The sequence below is a fragment of the Rubinisphaera italica genome, from assembly GCF_007859715.1.
Classification (GTDB): Bacteria; Planctomycetota; Planctomycetia; order Planctomycetales; family Planctomycetaceae; genus Rubinisphaera; species Rubinisphaera italica.
The window spans coordinates 4,902,728-4,918,204 of the sequence record NZ_SJPG01000001.1 but is presented as its reverse complement, the minus strand read 5'-3'; the positions used below and the strand labels follow the sequence as shown (position 1 = coordinate 4,918,204).

Here is a 15,477-nt window from a genome sequence, read left to right as displayed (position 1 = left end):
ATTCGTTTTGAGGACAACTCTGAAAGAGGCCTTCAGAGTTGAGCGAACCGGCGGGCAAATGAACATATCGGTCAATATTAATCATTACCGAGGTCAAATTTCAAATGGTTAATCGATTTGTGCCTGAAAATTACTTATTTATCCGTAGGAACGAATGGCGAGTCCAGTTAGAAAATTTCGCCATCAATTCACCGAATTGAGTCACTGATGTTTGATGAAACCCCGAATCCGCTGCAGATCCACGAGCATTTTATGCGGCTCGCTCTCGATGAAGCTCGGGCGGCGTTCGAGGAAAATGAAGTTCCTGTGGGTGCGATTATTATCCACGAAGGCCACGTAATCGCCTCGGCTCATAATCAAAAGGAAATGCTAAAAGACCCGACCGCTCATGCCGAAATGATCGCAATCACTCAGGCTTCCGAAGCCCGAGGCGACTGGCGGCTCGAAGGTTGCGTGATGTATGTCAGCCTCGAACCTTGCCCCATGTGTGCCGGAGCGCTCATCCAGGCACGTGTGCCGACCATTATTTACGGTGCCAGCGATCCCAAAGCCGGGGCCTGCCACAGTTTATATTCGCTCACTTCCGATGAACGACTCAACCATCAGTCGACCGTTTTGGGAGGTGTTCTGGCCGAAGAGTCGAAACAGTTGTTGCAGGATTTTTTCCGACAACAACGAAAGCTGGGGAAGAAGTAAATGAGCCAATCAACTCTCACGGCTGATGAACGAGCCTTATTGATTTATCTCGTTCTCGCGGAAGCGGCTCAGCGAAAAAAACAGCAGCCGGGACGAGATCGTTTTCTGGTTTTGTCAGTGCATTACGCTCTCAGAGCAGGACTACTGGAGACCGCTGAAGCGTGCAGTCAGATTGTTAAACGGAATTCTCCACAGCACCTTCTCTCGAAACATCCGAAAATTACAGAAGCGGCCAAGTCCGATCTGTTTTCGCCACTGGTGAAGCAATTGCAACGGCATTGCAATCTGGAACGAGCCGAGCAATTAGCGGCTGCTCAGGATGTGCAGATCAGTTCTGTGCGTCTCAAAAGTGATCCCGCCACTTTTCGACAGGACCTCAACGATTTGATTTCCCGATTGCAATCTGGCTCCGCTTAAAACAAATTCATTGACAGAATCATTTTGCTCAATGAAGAATTCGGCAGCGTTATCTGTTTGGAGTACTCGGTGAGTATGGCCACTGCTCAGGCTGCACGAGAGTCTGTTGTTTACTGGGTTCTGGAGTTGGCTTTTGAGAAGGCGCATCCATCCAGGGCAGGCTCTCCTCCTGAGAGGACTGGCTGCCCCGAGTTTGTGCTGGTGTCTGAGATTGTTCGTCAAAGTGATTGTGTGGCCAGTTCGGAATGGTGTTGTTTTCTGTCGCTGGCGGATCGTTATTCACATTCGGATTTTGACCACCGACCTGCTGATAAGGTTTTTCCATCCTTGCATCGGCAGGTGTCTGTTGATAGTTGCCCAATTGAACTTCGGGAGTCGAAGAAGGAGTGACAGCATTGGGGTTATTATTGGCAAAATCCATCAGTACTGAATTCGGATCAGGTGTCGTTTGGATATTCAGCCGCTGATGTCCCGGTTGATAAGCAGGTTTGCTGGCAACGGGTCCCAGGGACGACGCTTTTCCGGAAGGCATCGGAAACATCTGACCGGGGCCAGCATTCATGCCCATCTGCAATGCCAGTTGCATGGCATTTTGCTCCGGCGAATTGGGGATGTTTCTCGATATTGTTGCGGACTGATAAATGTTTCCCTGAGAATCACCAGAGGGCAGACTCGACGGGGGCGACATCGCAGGGGGTTCCGCAAATGCGGTCTGCGATGGCGTTGGGGCTGAATTCGGAAACGGTGACGGAGATTCCATTTTAGGAGCAGAAGTTTCCTCGGTCATCCCGACGACTGCATATTCGCTCATATCGATCGGAGCAGCCGCTGGTTTTTGCGGTGGCACGGGATTTCGCGGCGTCTCCAGATTCATTGGTGGCAAGGACGAATTGCTGGCGTATTGATTTTGTCCATTCATCGGTTGCTGCGGTGGAGTCTGTGCAGGTGGCGTTGAATCCATATAAGGATGCGGGGCGACGACGGCTCGGTTGTCTGGCACTCGATTTTCGGAATTCCCCACCACAAAAGGACGCGTATCATCGATCAGAGCAGGATTCGAATTTGTAGAATCGTGATTCCGCAGCCGTTGGTGTTCGTATTCCTCATCAATTTGAGCGAAGGCATCGTTTATTGATCCCGAGGGGATTTCCCGGGGATTCATCTTTGAAAAATCCGGTGGCGTATTTTCTTTTTGTCGTGGGATTCGCTTGGGATTTTGAGCAACCGGCAATTCCTGAAACGCCTGCAAACCTTCTGCACGTTCATTATTGCGAGCCTGTGCAATTTTTCGTTGCAGTTCCAGTGTTGCTTCGCTTGGCGGTTGTCGATTTTCATTACTCGCCATTTGAATATCGTTCCCGCCCGCAGGAGGACCTCCCGGGAACAATCGTGCGATATTCGCCTGCGCTTCCTGTTCGGAACCTGCCTGTCGAAACAGTGCCAGCGATCCCTGATAATCTCCCTCACTGGCCTTTAATGTTGCCAGATTGAGCAAACTGGATTGATGACGGGGATCAATCTGCAATGCCTTCTCGAGATACCTTCGGCCATCCTTTTCACGGTTCTGGAGCATATAGGAATAGCCCAGATCGCAGACAATATCAGGATTATCAGGTTCCAGACGCATCGCCGTCAAATAGTGAATTTCAGCCGATGCGTAATCTTTTGTTTTATCATCAATATAAGCTAGCCGATGATGAGCTTTTGCATTGTCCGGTTCTGCAACAACCACAGCCATAAAGTGCTTCCTGGCCTGTTTCAGATTTCCACTTTGAAGATCCGCTTCCCCTTTGCGAAAGTCATCCCCGGCCAGCAGTTGAGAGGAGGGGGAGGCAGACTTGGAATCCCTCTGCGCATTGGTCGACTGAGCCAGCGTATGTTGGGAATCTTTGGGACCAAACAAATTGGCCCATCGAGACGACATCGAACCGGACTGGCAGCCTGTTGTGAGCAGGCAGCAGATACTGAATAAAATGAGAGTGTATTTCATAGTCGTTCCGCGAACCGTGGAACAGTTGGCCTGTATTCTCAGGCAACCAAATGCCACATACAGGCAGGAAAATAACAAAAATCAAACAGATTGGAGTCTGTCAACCCGGTGGTATAACGCAATTCCGACAATCGTGTCGAGAGGATTTGAAAATCGCTCAAACCGACCAGCAACTTGTAAAATTTACCAGAAGAGCAGGAGATCTGAGGCAAAACAGTGTGTTCTTGACACGAATTACGAGATGACCATCGGGTGTCTTCGATAAAATCATCCAGAAATCGCATTTGGCTGAATGGTACCCTTTGTTCAGATCCCATGTTCAGTCTCCAGCCGCACTGCCAAAAGTATCCTGATAAAACCCAAGTCAAAACTGACTCGGCTCGCCCGACCAGTCATTTCCATCCCCAGTTCAATCCATTGGATTACAGCGGATTCTCAGGGAATTGGCCCGGATTTTAAAAATTTTCAAAAAAACCAGGGAAGATTTTGTCCCCGTTCACGTTCCTCTTTCGCTGTAAGAGTATGAGACATCACTGAATGTCAAAACAAACTCACTATTTTAGTCCACCACGAAAGCGAGAGAACGATGAAAACTTTCACAAAAACAACAGGTACGAAACTGGTCAAAGAAGTCAGCAAATTGCGATCTGACAAGCAAGCCCCACAAGGCCGCTGCTGCAGTTCATGTCGTAGTTGCCGAAGCTGTCGCTCATGTCGCAGCTGTAACAGCTGCCGCAGTTGCCGAAGCTGCCGCGGATGCGGTTGCCACTAAGAAGCATTTTGCTTGACCGAGGGCCGTCGCATGGGCATCTGGAGACTCAGCTTACAAAGCTCGCTCCTGCAGAAATCTGCCCATTAAAATCAATGACGTACTTTTTCGCCTGCGTGCGAAGACGAATCGAGTGATGTTTTGTAACCCTGCCGTCGTATGCGGCAGGGTTTTTTTATTGCTGAAACCGCGGTCCGGGGTGGCGGGGGCGCTCCGTTTTAGCGGAAGCCCCCGGACGTTCAAAGATTCGGGAGCTTCTCTTAGAAAGCGCCCCCGCCACCCGGGTTTGATTGTTTTTCACCGTTCATCCGGTCTGAACCAGTGCTCCTGCAGATTGATGGATTTCTCCGGTTTTCATTTGGAACGCGGTAGAGGAATGAATTTTAACGGAACTTCTGGCAAACACTCGTGAGAAAGCGAACGATTGCCGTGGATCACGGCTTTCAATGACCGATTCAAATCGCTAACTTGAAATGAATTTCCAAGTGTTACATCGGTCAAACTTTAATGGCTCGCCCTCGACATAATTCCGCTCAACCGTTGCTCTCCAACCATCAGAAAAGCTGGTTGTGGGGTTCGCTTTGCGTCGCGGAAACCCTCGAAGGGGGGCGCTGGCCGATTTATGAACTGATTCTGGCCGAGAATGCGAATCAGCCGATTCATCAACAAATTGAACAAGCAGCGATTTCTGCAAACATTCCGCTTGAACGGCAATCTTCCAAGCGAATCGAACAGCTCTGCAAATCGCGAGACCATCAAGGTGTCCTCGCATTGATGGGACCGTTTCCGTATGCAAACTTTGAACAACTGTTGACACAGATCTCGCCGCAAAGTCGATTTGTTATTCTCGATTGCATCCAGGATCCCTACAACTTCGGAGCGATCGTCCGCTCCGCAGCAGCATTCGGCATGACGGGGATCCTGATCGGACAAAACAATCAGGTTGGTGTGACCAGCCATGTGGCTCGTAGTTCGGTTGGCATGGTCAATCGTATCCCGATTTGTCAGCTCGAAAATCTGACGCAAGCCATTCAAGCCCTGCTCTTAAAAAACTCCGCTCTGTTCTCAGCCGAACAAAACGGCTCCCTCGAGATCCGTCAAATCTTTCAACAATCGGAACACCGCCAGCAACCTCTGGCAATCATCATGGGAAACGAAGCCGAAGGCATCGCAAGAGAGCTGAAAACCCTCTGCACGAACTCTGTCAGAATCCCAATGGCACCTGGAGTCGAATCCTTGAACGCGGCTGTCTCAGCCGGCATTCTGATGTATGAGCTTTCGTCTTTGCGGAACTCTTTGCCCTGATCTATTCCCCGATGCATCAGGACGAACCTTTTGAGGCTTACTTGTTGAACTGCGGAATCACGACACCTTTGCGAGGTTTGGCTGCGGGCTGAGGATCTTCCGGTGTCGGTTGGACTGTTGGGGGATCGCCATAGTTGAGGGCAAGTTTCAGTTCGGTCAGAGGTTCTTCATCCAGAAAGCGATTGATCAGAGCTTCGGACGCTTCCGCCATTTTACGGACCTGATTGGCAGCCACTCGATTTCCCAGTTCGAGTAATTCTGTTTCATTACTGACGCGGATAAGATTGGATTGCGTGAGAAACTGCTCACGGCTGGGCAATTCTTCGATTTGACTGAAGAACTGCTCAGGATCGATTTCGCGTGGGTCATCAATCAATTGCTTCAAAGCAGCAATTAAAGTCGCCCGCTTGGCTGTGACACGCAGGAGTTCTGTCTTGAGTTGCTCAAAACGGATCGACGCGGCTACGCGGGCTGAATCATCGGGCACCGTCAATGTCAACTCGCGTTGAGTTCCCAGCAGATAAGGAACTCGAGCGACCACGACGTCTTCGCTCATCACTTCAAGTTTCAGAAATGGAGAGCCGAGTTCCTCTGTGAGTACAGCCGTATTCAGAGTCAGATCACCATTTCGATCCGCAACCTGTAATCGGACTGGTTTTTCAGCCCCGTCTTCTTCTGCTGCTGCAGTCACGTGCCAGTTTGTCAGATAGACTCGCCCCAATTGAAAATCCCGAACATAAGAACCGCGTCTGCTCAAGTGCAGTGAAGTTTCTTCGATTTGAGGCGAAACGCGATAGGCCATCACTTCTACTCGCCTGCGGGTACGAGAGATAGGATTCCGGAAAGCCGAATGAATTTCACAAATCACGCGTCCTCGATCGCGCTGCCGTACCTGCAGATAGGTCCAGGAGAGTTTCTGTCGGGTGACAAGTTGCCCATCGCGATCGTAATACAACAGCAGGACCTCAAGATAATCGCCTGTTTTCAGCAGTGGCAATGAAGCATCGTTCACATTGTATTCACCCGCCATCAATAATCCGTCGACTGTGTCGACATCGACGGTTTCAATTTGAACAACAGCCGCATAGGCTTCAACAATGGCCAATGCCAGATGCATCGGCAACAGTTCGCCAGAGCGAACAGTGCGATTGACTCCGGTCGTCCATTCGTTTGTAAGCGCCAGCCAGCGACGCGAAGAAATTTCCCAACGTCCTGAAGCGTATCCGACTTGCAAGTCAATCATGGTCGCTCCCATTGTTTCCGGGCGACCTGGGGCGTTCAACGGAATTCTCATCTCGGGAACCTGTGGCCACAGCACTTCCTTCAGGAATTCAAACCGCCAGTCGAGCGAATCCCCCCATGTATTCACAAGATTTCGTTCCAGTTCCTGAATGAGGTCGAGCTCGTGGACATCCTCAATCGCTGCAGGATGCATGTACAACAAGATGTCAACATGAGGTCGAATAAGTGATAGCGGTTCTCGTTTGGATTCTGCGGGTTGCTGTTTGCTCGAGCTCTCCTGCGCCTGAATTGAAGTCTGAGGAACCATAACAGACATCAGAATTAGGCATGCAATCAGCACGCGCAGCCGTGAAACAACTCCAGGACCAACGAAGAATTCAAGATCAGACAGTCTGAGTAAATACATTTGGAATTGGGGATCGTGTTAAGAAAAGATACAGAACCGATGATATCCCGAAAATTGTTGTGATGAGGCTTTCCAGGCCTTGGCTTCAATTTTGAAATGCACAGGTTGATGGAAAAACATTGGCAACCGTGAGTTGGTTTGTTTTGATCTGACAACCATCAATCCGACAAGAGGAAATCACAAATGTTATACTCATATCTTACTACTGAGGAACGCGAATCCATAGCGCATATGCATACCCTGGGACACTCCCGGGTAGAAATTGATCGAGATCTGTCCCGAGACCCCTGCACGATTTCCCCAAACTGCGTCGGAATTCGGATGCAGCTGGGAAGGATTTCGCCGGATAGGATTTTGCCGTGAAAGCCGCCCGTCAGTCGTGGCAACCCGTTCAGAATGAGAACACCAATGGGCAACTGCGGCAATACTTTCCGAAAGGGAACGATTTCCGTAAACTGAAAGTCGAGGAAGTTCAAGCTGCCGTGGTGGAGTTGAACCAACGTCCTCGCAAACAGTACCAATTCAAATCACCACACGAACTGTTCGAACCCAAAACCCGCGCATTTCAAAACGGAATCCACCAATCAGTCAGGCAACAGTTCCGGGTCACTGCTTGAAAGTACAGGAATATCTTCATGAAACACTTCATCGTTCTAGTCGCTCTGCTGTGCATTACTGTGACGACTTCCGCCGAAGACGTCCGCCATCAGCCGCTCAAGGATTTGAACGGCTATTTCCCCTTCAATCCGCCGGAATCGATCGAACAATGGGAACAACGCAGGGAGTACGTACGGCGGCAGATTCTGGTCGCGACCGGCCTCTGGCCGATGCCAACCAAGACACCTCTCAATCCCGTAATTCACGGCAAGATCGAGGGCGATGGATACACCGTCGAGAAAGTTTATTTCGAGAGTGCACCCGGTTTCTTCGTGACGGGCAATCTGTACCGCCCGACTAACATCCAGGGCAAGGCGCCGGGTGTCATGCTCGCACACGGACACCACAAGGATGCGCGTTTGGATCTGACAGCCGATAATACATTGCGAAACCTAATCGCCGATGGAGCCGAGCGGTTTGAACGAGCCGGTCGCAGCACCTACCAGTCGCAGTGTCGTCAACTGGCCCGCATGGGCTGTGTGGTTTGGCAGTGGGATATGCTCGGCGATTCAGATTCGATACAGCTCTCGCGTGAGCTTGTGCACGGTTTTGCGAAACAAAGGCCGGAGATGAACACGACTAAGGACTGGGGTCTGTTTAGCCCTCAAGCCGAGTCGCATTGCCAGAATGTCATGGGCCTGCAAACACTCAACGCCGTCCGCGGGCTGGACTTTCTGCTCAGCCTGCCGGAGGTCGATCCGGAACGAGTCGCTGTCACCGGTGCCAGCGGCGGCGGGACTCAAACGATGATCCTGGCGGCAATCGATGACCGCATCAAACTCTCCTTCCCCGTCGTCATGGTCAGCACCTCCATGCAGGGGGGCTGCACCTGCGAGAACGCCAGCTTGTTACGTGTGAATACCGGCAATGTCGAGTTTGCCGCTTTGTTTGCACCAAAGCCTCAAGGCATGAACACCGCAAACGACTGGACTAAGGAGATGGCGACCAAAGGCTTCCCCGATCTGCAAAAACTCTACATGGCCTACGGCAAGCAGGATAACGTCTTCCTGAAACGTGGCGAACACTTCCCGCATAACTACAACGCGGTCACACGCTCTGCTTTCTACACGTTCCTCAACAAGCATTTTAAACTCGGTTTCCAGGCCCCTGTGGTCGAAGACGATTTCGATCCACTCTCACCCGACCAACTCAGCGTCTGGGACGAAAAGCATCCCGCACCAAAGGCCGCCGATCCAGATTTCGAACGCAACTTACTGGCATGGTTTACTGAAGATGCCGAACAGCAACTCCAGGATATCGCAGCCACACCTGAAGGCTTGCGAGACGTGATCCGCCCTGCCGCTGAGGTACTCATCGGTCGCAGCTACGCCAATGCCGGGGACGTGCAATGGGCACCGCAAGACAAGCAGGATCGAGCCGACTACGTTCAACAAACCGGGACGCTACTCAACAAAACCTACGGCGAGGAAGTGAACGTCGTTTGGCTCAGTCCAAAACAATGGAATGGCCGCGTTGTCATTTGGCTCGATGAGACAGGCAAAGCCGCGGTTTGCACTGACGACGGCAGCGTGAACCCCGCAGTGATGAAGCTGGTTCAAGCGGGCTCCGCCGTATTGGGTGCCGACTTGTTCGATCAAGATGGCGAAGCAGTCAAGCAGACTCGCGTCGTTGCTAATCCCCGCGAATTCGCAGGCTACACCTTTGGCTACAACCATTCCTTATTCGCGAAACGCACGCACGATGTATTAAGCATCGTAAGTTTCCTGCGTAATACAGACTCCAGCCTCGGTCCGAACATCGAGTATAAAAACGTTGCTGTTGCCGGATGGCACGGCACCGGCCCCATCGTTGCCGTTGCCAGCGGGCTCGCTGACGATGCGATTGACCGCACAGCCATCGACACCAATGGGTTTCGTTTTGGCAAAGTGCTCGATTATCGGAATCCAATGTTCTTACCCGGTGGAGCAAAGTATCTCGATCTCCCCGGCTTGATCGCTCTGCAGGCTCCGCGCCCCCTGTGGCTGGCCGGCGAAACCCAGACACCTGCGACAATCACCGCCGCCTATCAGGCCACATCCCAGGCTGATAAGCTGGTGACGTTCACCGGCGAATCCGCCCAAGAGCAAGCAGCGGCCAGCGAGTGGCTCTCGAGTAATTGAAACCCCCCAGCCCAGCCGACGAGAGCATAATCAAAAATGACCTGCAGCCTTCAGCAGGAGCAAACACGGTGTTTTAGGACATATGGTGTCCATGCGACTGCAGAGGCCATTTGAAAATGGGTCTAACCGCCCACGTTCAACCACCGCAGTAAATCCAGAATCTTCTTGTTGAAATCCGTCAACTTCGTACGATTAAATTGATCGCCTCAGCCTGAGTCGGGTACGGATGAATCGCACTGGCAATTTTTGAAAGGCCGATATGATTGTTCATCGCCAGGGTGATTTCCGAAATCAAATCGCCCGCATTGTTGGCGACAATTGTTGCTCCGAGAATCTGATCCGATCCTTTTTTCGTATGCACTTTTACGAAACCCGCATCCTGATCTTCCAGAATCGCCCGATCGACCTCCGCCAATTCCTGAGTGTAAGTATCAATTTCGATCCCAGCTTTCTCGGCATCCGTTTCCGACAATCCCACATGAGCCACTTCAGGTGAAGTGTAAGTCGCCCACGGGACGATAAGATCACTCGCTTTCTTCTTGCCAAATGGACCGAGTGCGAACAATGCATTCTGTATCACGATTCGCGCCTGAAAGTCGGCGATGTGAGTGAATTTATATTTCGAGCAGATATCACCAGCCGCAAATATTTTTGGATTCGTCGTTTGCAAATGGTCGTTCACTTTTACGCCAGACTTGTCAAATTCCACTCCGACAGATCCCAGATTCAGATCCTCAACATTGGGAGCCCGACCAACAGCGACCAACAATTGTTCCACGATCTCAGTACGAACCTTCCCCGCCTGGGTAACCTGCACGCGAATTTTCTCGTCAGACGTTTTTTCAATCTGCATTTCCTGACTGTTGAAGATCATCTCAATCCCATCTTTGACGAATTGCTGCTCAAGAATTTCCGCAGCACAAGGATCTTCTTTCGATAATAATCGAGAAGACCGCTCAAACACAAAGACCTGACTGCCGAGACGGGCGAACGCCTGTGCCATTTCACACCCGACTGGTCCACTGCCGATGACTCCGAACGTTGCTGGTGATTTCGTCAGTGAATAAAGAGTTTCGTTTGTCAAATAATGGACCCTGTCCAAACCCGGTATTTCAGGAGCAGTTGCCCGGGCGCCCGTCGCAATCACCGCTTTTCGATAATTCAGTCTCTGTGCTTGTCCATCGCTTCGAGTCACCTGTATCGAGGCCTCATCGACAAAACTGGCCTGACCAAAAAAAACATCGACTCCCAGTTTCTGAAACCGTTCTGCCGAATCATTAGGACTGATCTCCGCCCGCAGCCGACGCATCCGCTGCATGACCAGTTCAAAATCTAACGGAGCGTTTTTGTTCTCAGTGAATCCGAACGCTCTGGCTTCTTTCAAACTGGCAGCCACCCGAGCGGCATGAATCATTCCTTTGGAGGGGACACAACCAACATTCAGGCAGTCCCCACCCATCAACTCACGTTCGATAAGTGCCACTCTCGCCCCCAGACCGGCAGCCGCTGCCGCAGTCACTAATCCGGACGTGCCAGCTCCAAGCACAACCAGATGATAGGGTTTCCTCGGCTCAGGATTGACCCAATCGGCTGGATGAACGTTCTGCTCCAGTTTTTGATTGTACTCGTCAAAAGGAAGCAGGGGAGCAAAAGGAGCTTGTGAGGGAGAGTCGTTCATAGTATTGCACGATCATCGTTGATGTTAGTTTTCAGTCGGTTTCAATGAAGCAGGATCTTTGATGAAAAACTTCATAAGATAACGCACCAGTAGCGGAAACAGACCAAGTAACACAAAGGCAATCAGAATTTGGGTCAATTGCCCCGGAGTAAAAATCGCCTTAACTCCATCCTTGGCCAGTTGTTGAAGTGAGGGCACACTTGAGCCTGCATAAACATAAATGAAGGTCCCGGGCAACATCCCAATTTGACTGACCCACCAGAAGGTCCAGGTTTTGATCGGCGTGAGTCCCATAACGGCATTGATCACAAAGAAGGGAACCGCAGGAATGAGTCGCAGAGTAAACAGAAAGAACGGACCTTCCTTTTCCAGCGACTCATTAAAGCTCTTGAGCCGCTTCCCAAATTGCTTCTGAATGGTATCCCGGAAGAAAAAACGACTGATGAGAAAAGCAATCGTCGCACCCGTCGTTGAAGCAAAACTGACAAGGATCACGCCCGGCAACAGTCCGAAATACCAGCCATAAGCCAGTGTCAGCCCAGCCGCTCCAGGTAGCGAAAGTCCTGTCACCATCACATAAATCGCAAACGCGATTCCGTAAATCAGAACAGGATGTTGCTGCTGATATTCCCGTAACTGAGACTCACGCTCCGCCAGAGAACTCAGCGAAAACAAATCACCAAACTGCACATAAAGTCCACCCACTGCAACGACAAACACAGCCAGCAGAATCCACTTCCAGTAAGAAGTCCTCCGAGATACGTTCTCCTCCAGCGGAGTGGGATCACTCATTGATGTTCCTCATAAAATCCTAAAGGCTTGCCTGCTCAATTTATAACAGGATTTTGAGTGGCCTTGAATATTCTTTCAGTCGTAGGTCAGGCCGGAACTCAAGCTATGCCTGACCGACAGATGCCTTTAGAGAGTTTCAAATTCGAAATGAATAGAGGAGATCACAGCTCCCCGAAAATCCCTATCAAATATCACAAAATGACACAATCGGATTTGTCGATTTCAGAAGTTGCTCCAGTGTGACATTCTTAAAGGCAGACTCCGTCGCAGCATAGGCTTTATCCAGCTCGGCATGTAGCGGACACAAATCGGTGTGCGACTTCAATCCCAACGGGCATGATCGAATTCTTTCGAGAGGGGAAACGGCATTCACGACATCCAGAATCGTTAAGTCAGAAGCAGGGATCGCCAGTTCATAGCCACCTCCAGGACCCGACCGCGAATTCACCAGCCCGGCTGCCGACAGATCCTGGAGAACACGTGTCAGATACCTCCGTGGCACCTTCGTCTTTTCCGCCATCACATCAGCCGAAATAGGCTGATTCTCATGACTACTCATTAGTACAACGGCCCTCAGCGCATATTCTGCAGTTTTTGAAAGCATTTATTCGCCTTAATCTTCCAGGGAACTAAATACTGCACCTTGGTGTGCATTATTAGAATCTATATGTTTTCGTGAAGTATTAAAGCCATTGAAGTTGTCCACTTGAAATTCAATGAGTCGGAACCCGCTCTTATGCTCAGTTTAAATACGATTTGAATCGTCAAGCAAATCACCCCCGTAGTTGCTGTCAATGCTGAAACGATCACACGTTGCTATTATGAGCGAATGTTTGCGGCAAATCCAGAAGTGAAAGCGTACTTCAATCAGGCTCATCAGCACTCTGGCGGCCAGCAAAAAGCACTGGCTGGGGCTATATGTGCTTACTTCACTCATATTGACAACCTTGAAGTCTTATTACCAGCCATAGAGTTGATTGCTCAAAAACATTGCTCGCTGGGTATTATACCTGAACACTACCCGATCGTAGGTCGGCATCTGCTCGATGCAATTCAAGAAGTCATGGGCGATGCTGCGACAGACGAAATCATTGCAGCTGTCGCCGAAGCTTATGGTGTCTTGGCGGATGTCTGTATCAGTCGAGAAGAAGCAATCTATCTTGAGCAAAGCACAAAGCCAGGCGGCTGGAACGGTTACCGCGAATTCATCGTCGACCGCAAAATCCCCGAAAGCGACATCGTCACATCCTTCTACCTGAAACCAGCCGACGGCAAAGAAATCCCCAATTACCTGCCTGGTCAATACCTCACCATCAAGTTTGATGAACTCGAAACGCCAACCTCAGCCCGAAATTACAGCCTCTCGGATTCCCCCGGCCAGGATCATTTTCGCATCAGCGTAAAAAAAGAATCCGCATTAAATGCAGATGCCCCCAGTGGAATCATTTCCAATCACCTCCATAACCGCATCAATCCCGGCAACACAATTCAAGTCGGCCCCCCTTGCGGCGAATTCACTTTGGATCCCACGACCACAAAAAATCAGCCCATCGTCTTCATCGCTGGCGGAATCGGTGTCACACCACTACTCGCGATGGCAAAATCGCTCGTGAAATCAAACTTCGATTCTCCAATCCACTTCATCCAGGCCGCCCGCAACAGCCGCCTCCACGCATTTGCCGAGGAAGTTCAACAACTCAAATCCAGCGGAAAAGATGTCACAACACATACGATCTACGATCAGCCATTGCCAGAGGACCTGTCGCACAACAAGTGCGATCTCGAAGGTCTTCTCACTACACAAAAACTACAGGAGTGGACTCCAATCGAAACCGCAGACTATTACATCTGCGGCCCCAAACCCTTCATGGAAGGTGCCGTCAACTCACTCCTCCAACTCGGAGTCGACAACCAGAAAATCCACCTGGAATTCTTCGGCCCCAAACAGAACATCCACTCTTCAAACTGAGAGATGTAGCTCAGACTGTACCGGACCACGGACGACGGGTGGCGGGGGCGCTCTCGAAGAGAAGCCCCCGAATCAAAAAACGCTCGGAAAAACTTACAAGCACAAAACGCAAGCCACATAGGGCAGGCTCCTGCCTGCCTTCCTACTTTTCCAGAAAGACAGAAAATCAGTAAAAGCTCGTTTTTGAGTTGATAAATCGCTTTTTCACTCCCGCTGACCAAATATCATATTGCTCGACATCCACCTTTCCTCATTTCAAAAACGTCACCAATCTCCGTAACAACCAACTCGAAAATCACTAAGAATTTTTTCCACCCCCCCCGGCCATAAACTTCCATCACTGAATAAATCATGAAGGGCAATTTTTTTAAACCCAGCTCAGCGAATCATTTAAGGAACGTAGTGAGTGAGGCACCAGCGATCGGAACCGCAGCCAAAGAAGTTCCGATGAGCTTTCTCCTGGTTGACAGGTCTCGATTCCTCAGTGAATAATGACGAGATGTGATATTCAGAATTTCAAACTTCATTAAACAGAAGTCAATTTTGTTTATCAATTTGTTCTGCCAATTATCCGAGAGGCCTTAGAACTTATGAAAGCAACCATCTCCCTGATCTGTTTTTGTACGTTGATGCCCTCTTGCAGTCAGAGTAATGCCGGGGCATCGGGACTTTCCTACAAGTGTGACACGGTGATGTTTGTCCCAGTAGCCCCCATTCCACCTGCCGCGGGGCCGCAACCGAATATCCATATCGATACCAACGTGAAGATGAGCAGCATGTTTGGTGGAACCATCAAAACCAGTCCGCCCTACTCCATCGGTATCGACTACTCAGATGAGACTTTCACGTATGCCGAGGCAGAGTTCACCAAACTCGTCGTAACATACAACGATGGAACGGACGATCCTGGAGCCGCCGCGCAAAAACTACCGCTGCGTTTTGCCGCCCGACCCTATGAAGCCACAAACAGTGTGGCAGGTGGACGCATTGAGAAAACCAGACTCCTGGTCATCTCCGGGAAGATCTCCGGTGTTATCTCCCAAGACAAGCCGTTCACGCTCCAGCTGGAGGGCAACTTCATTACAAACGATGGCTCCAAGATTCCGTTCGCCATCAAGCACAAATACGAGGTGCAAAGGGATAAAAGTATCAAGTCATGGAGCGAAGTTATGTCAGGCTGCTGATGTGACAATGCATCTTGAGTCAGATGCGTGTTGACTGTTTTAGATGCCGAGCGCCGGGTGCCACTGCTGGCTTAATACTACAGTTGTAATTCCCTAATTCTCGTCAGATTGTTATCCTCATTGATGAAATTCAAGGAGGATCAGTTTCGTAGGGTGCGTCTCGACGCACCTTTCACGGACTCCGAACTTGACGACCTATTATTTATTCGCAGGGTGGCCCGACCGACTTTGTCGGTCGTGTGCTGAAAGCAC

At 50.4% G+C, this 15,477-nt stretch carries 10 protein-coding genes and 2 pseudogenes; 7 read left to right on the top strand and 5 right to left on the bottom strand.

Annotation, left to right across the window (positions count from 1 at the left end):
• Window positions 1–207: 207 nt before the first annotated feature.
• A complete protein-coding gene (gene tadA / locus Pan54_RS18635; RefSeq protein WP_146504913.1) occupies window positions 208–696 on the top strand; it encodes a tRNA adenosine(34) deaminase TadA in 489 nt (162 codons plus the stop codon).
• The gene (locus Pan54_RS18630; RefSeq protein WP_146504912.1) at window positions 697–1,113 is read left to right on the top strand and encodes a hypothetical protein; all 417 of its coding nucleotides are present in this window, start codon (window positions 697–699) and stop codon (window positions 1,111–1,113) included.
• Window positions 1,114–1,162: 49 nt separating this feature from the next.
• Here the strand turns inward: Pan54_RS18630 and Pan54_RS18625 are convergent, their stop codons facing one another.
• Window positions 1,163–3,103, bottom strand: coding sequence for a tetratricopeptide repeat protein (locus Pan54_RS18625; RefSeq protein ID WP_146504911.1), 1,941 nt, complete (start codon window positions 3,101–3,103; stop codon window positions 1,163–1,165).
• Between the two features lie 1,276 nt (window positions 3,104–4,379).
• Here Pan54_RS18625 and rlmB point away from each other — a divergent pair.
• On the top strand, window positions 4,380–5,177 hold the full coding sequence (gene rlmB / locus Pan54_RS18620) for a 23S rRNA (guanosine(2251)-2'-O)-methyltransferase RlmB (protein ID WP_146504910.1): 798 nt from the start codon (window positions 4,380–4,382) through the stop codon (window positions 5,175–5,177).
• 37 nt (window positions 5,178–5,214) lie between these two features.
• Here rlmB and Pan54_RS18615 read toward each other — a convergent pair whose 3' ends face one another.
• Window positions 5,215–6,726: a hypothetical protein gene (locus Pan54_RS18615; protein ID WP_146504909.1), complete on the bottom strand. Its 1,512-nt coding sequence runs from the start codon at window positions 6,724–6,726 to the stop codon at window positions 5,215–5,217.
• Between the two features lie 476 nt (window positions 6,727–7,202).
• On the opposite strand from Pan54_RS18615, the pseudogene Pan54_RS18610 reads away from it, so the two are divergent.
• Window positions 7,203–7,442 (top strand): annotated as a pseudogene (locus Pan54_RS18610) (hypothetical protein); the annotation flags it as partial.
• 18 nt (window positions 7,443–7,460) lie between these two features.
• Window positions 7,461–9,602, top strand: a complete 2,142-nt coding sequence (locus Pan54_RS18605; protein ID WP_146504907.1) for an acetylxylan esterase — start codon at window positions 7,461–7,463, stop codon at window positions 9,600–9,602.
• Window positions 9,603–9,724: 122 nt separating this feature from the next.
• On the opposite strand, the pseudogene Pan54_RS18600 reads toward Pan54_RS18605, so the two are convergent.
• The 3 genes and pseudogenes from Pan54_RS18600 to Pan54_RS18590 form a co-directional block, all read right to left on the bottom strand.
• Window positions 9,725–11,280 (bottom strand): annotated as a pseudogene (locus tag Pan54_RS18600) (mercuric reductase).
• A 24-nt stretch (window positions 11,281–11,304) separates the two neighbouring features.
• Window positions 11,305–12,072 (bottom strand): TVP38/TMEM64 family protein, encoded by a 768-nt coding sequence (locus tag Pan54_RS18595; RefSeq protein ID WP_146504906.1) that lies wholly within the window; start codon window positions 12,070–12,072, stop codon window positions 11,305–11,307.
• Between the two features lie 184 nt (window positions 12,073–12,256).
• Window positions 12,257–12,676: an RrF2 family transcriptional regulator gene (locus Pan54_RS18590; RefSeq protein WP_146504905.1), complete on the bottom strand. Its 420-nt coding sequence runs from the start codon at window positions 12,674–12,676 to the stop codon at window positions 12,257–12,259.
• Window positions 12,677–12,832: 156 nt separating this feature from the next.
• On the opposite strand from Pan54_RS18590, the gene hmpA reads away from it, so the two are divergent.
• Together hmpA and Pan54_RS18580 are read left to right on the top strand one after the other, a co-directional pair.
• Window positions 12,833–14,041: an NO-inducible flavohemoprotein gene (gene hmpA, locus Pan54_RS18585; RefSeq protein WP_315852395.1), complete on the top strand. Its 1,209-nt coding sequence runs from the start codon at window positions 12,833–12,835 to the stop codon at window positions 14,039–14,041.
• Window positions 14,042–14,631: 590 nt separating this feature from the next.
• A complete protein-coding gene (locus tag Pan54_RS18580; RefSeq protein ID WP_146504904.1) occupies window positions 14,632–15,225 on the top strand; it encodes a hypothetical protein in 594 nt (197 codons plus the stop codon).
• Window positions 15,226–15,477 lie beyond the last annotated feature (252 nt).

Bases quoted from the DNA above. Each gene is read 5' to 3' on its own strand.
- Pan54_RS18580 (WP_146504904.1), top strand. From the start codon at position 14,632: ATGAAAGCAACCATCTCCCTGATCTGTTTTTGTACGTTGATGCCCTCT.
- tadA (WP_146504913.1), top strand. From the start codon at position 208: ATGTTTGATGAAACCCCGAATCCGCTGCAGATCCACGAGCATTTTATG.
- Pan54_RS18595 (WP_146504906.1), bottom strand. From the start codon at position 12,072: ATGAGTGATCCCACTCCGCTGGAGGAGAACGTATCTCGGAGGACTTCT.
- Pan54_RS18630 (WP_146504912.1), top strand. From the start codon at position 697: ATGAGCCAATCAACTCTCACGGCTGATGAACGAGCCTTATTGATTTAT.
- rlmB (WP_146504910.1), top strand. From the start codon at position 4,380: ATGGCTCGCCCTCGACATAATTCCGCTCAACCGTTGCTCTCCAACCAT.
- Pan54_RS18590 (WP_146504905.1), bottom strand. From the start codon at position 12,676: ATGCTTTCAAAAACTGCAGAATATGCGCTGAGGGCCGTTGTACTAATG.
- Pan54_RS18625 (WP_146504911.1), bottom strand. From the start codon at position 3,103: ATGAAATACACTCTCATTTTATTCAGTATCTGCTGCCTGCTCACAACA.
- Pan54_RS18615 (WP_146504909.1), bottom strand. From the start codon at position 6,726: ATGGTTCCTCAGACTTCAATTCAGGCGCAGGAGAGCTCGAGCAAACAG.
- Pan54_RS18605 (WP_146504907.1), top strand. From the start codon at position 7,461: ATGAAACACTTCATCGTTCTAGTCGCTCTGCTGTGCATTACTGTGACG.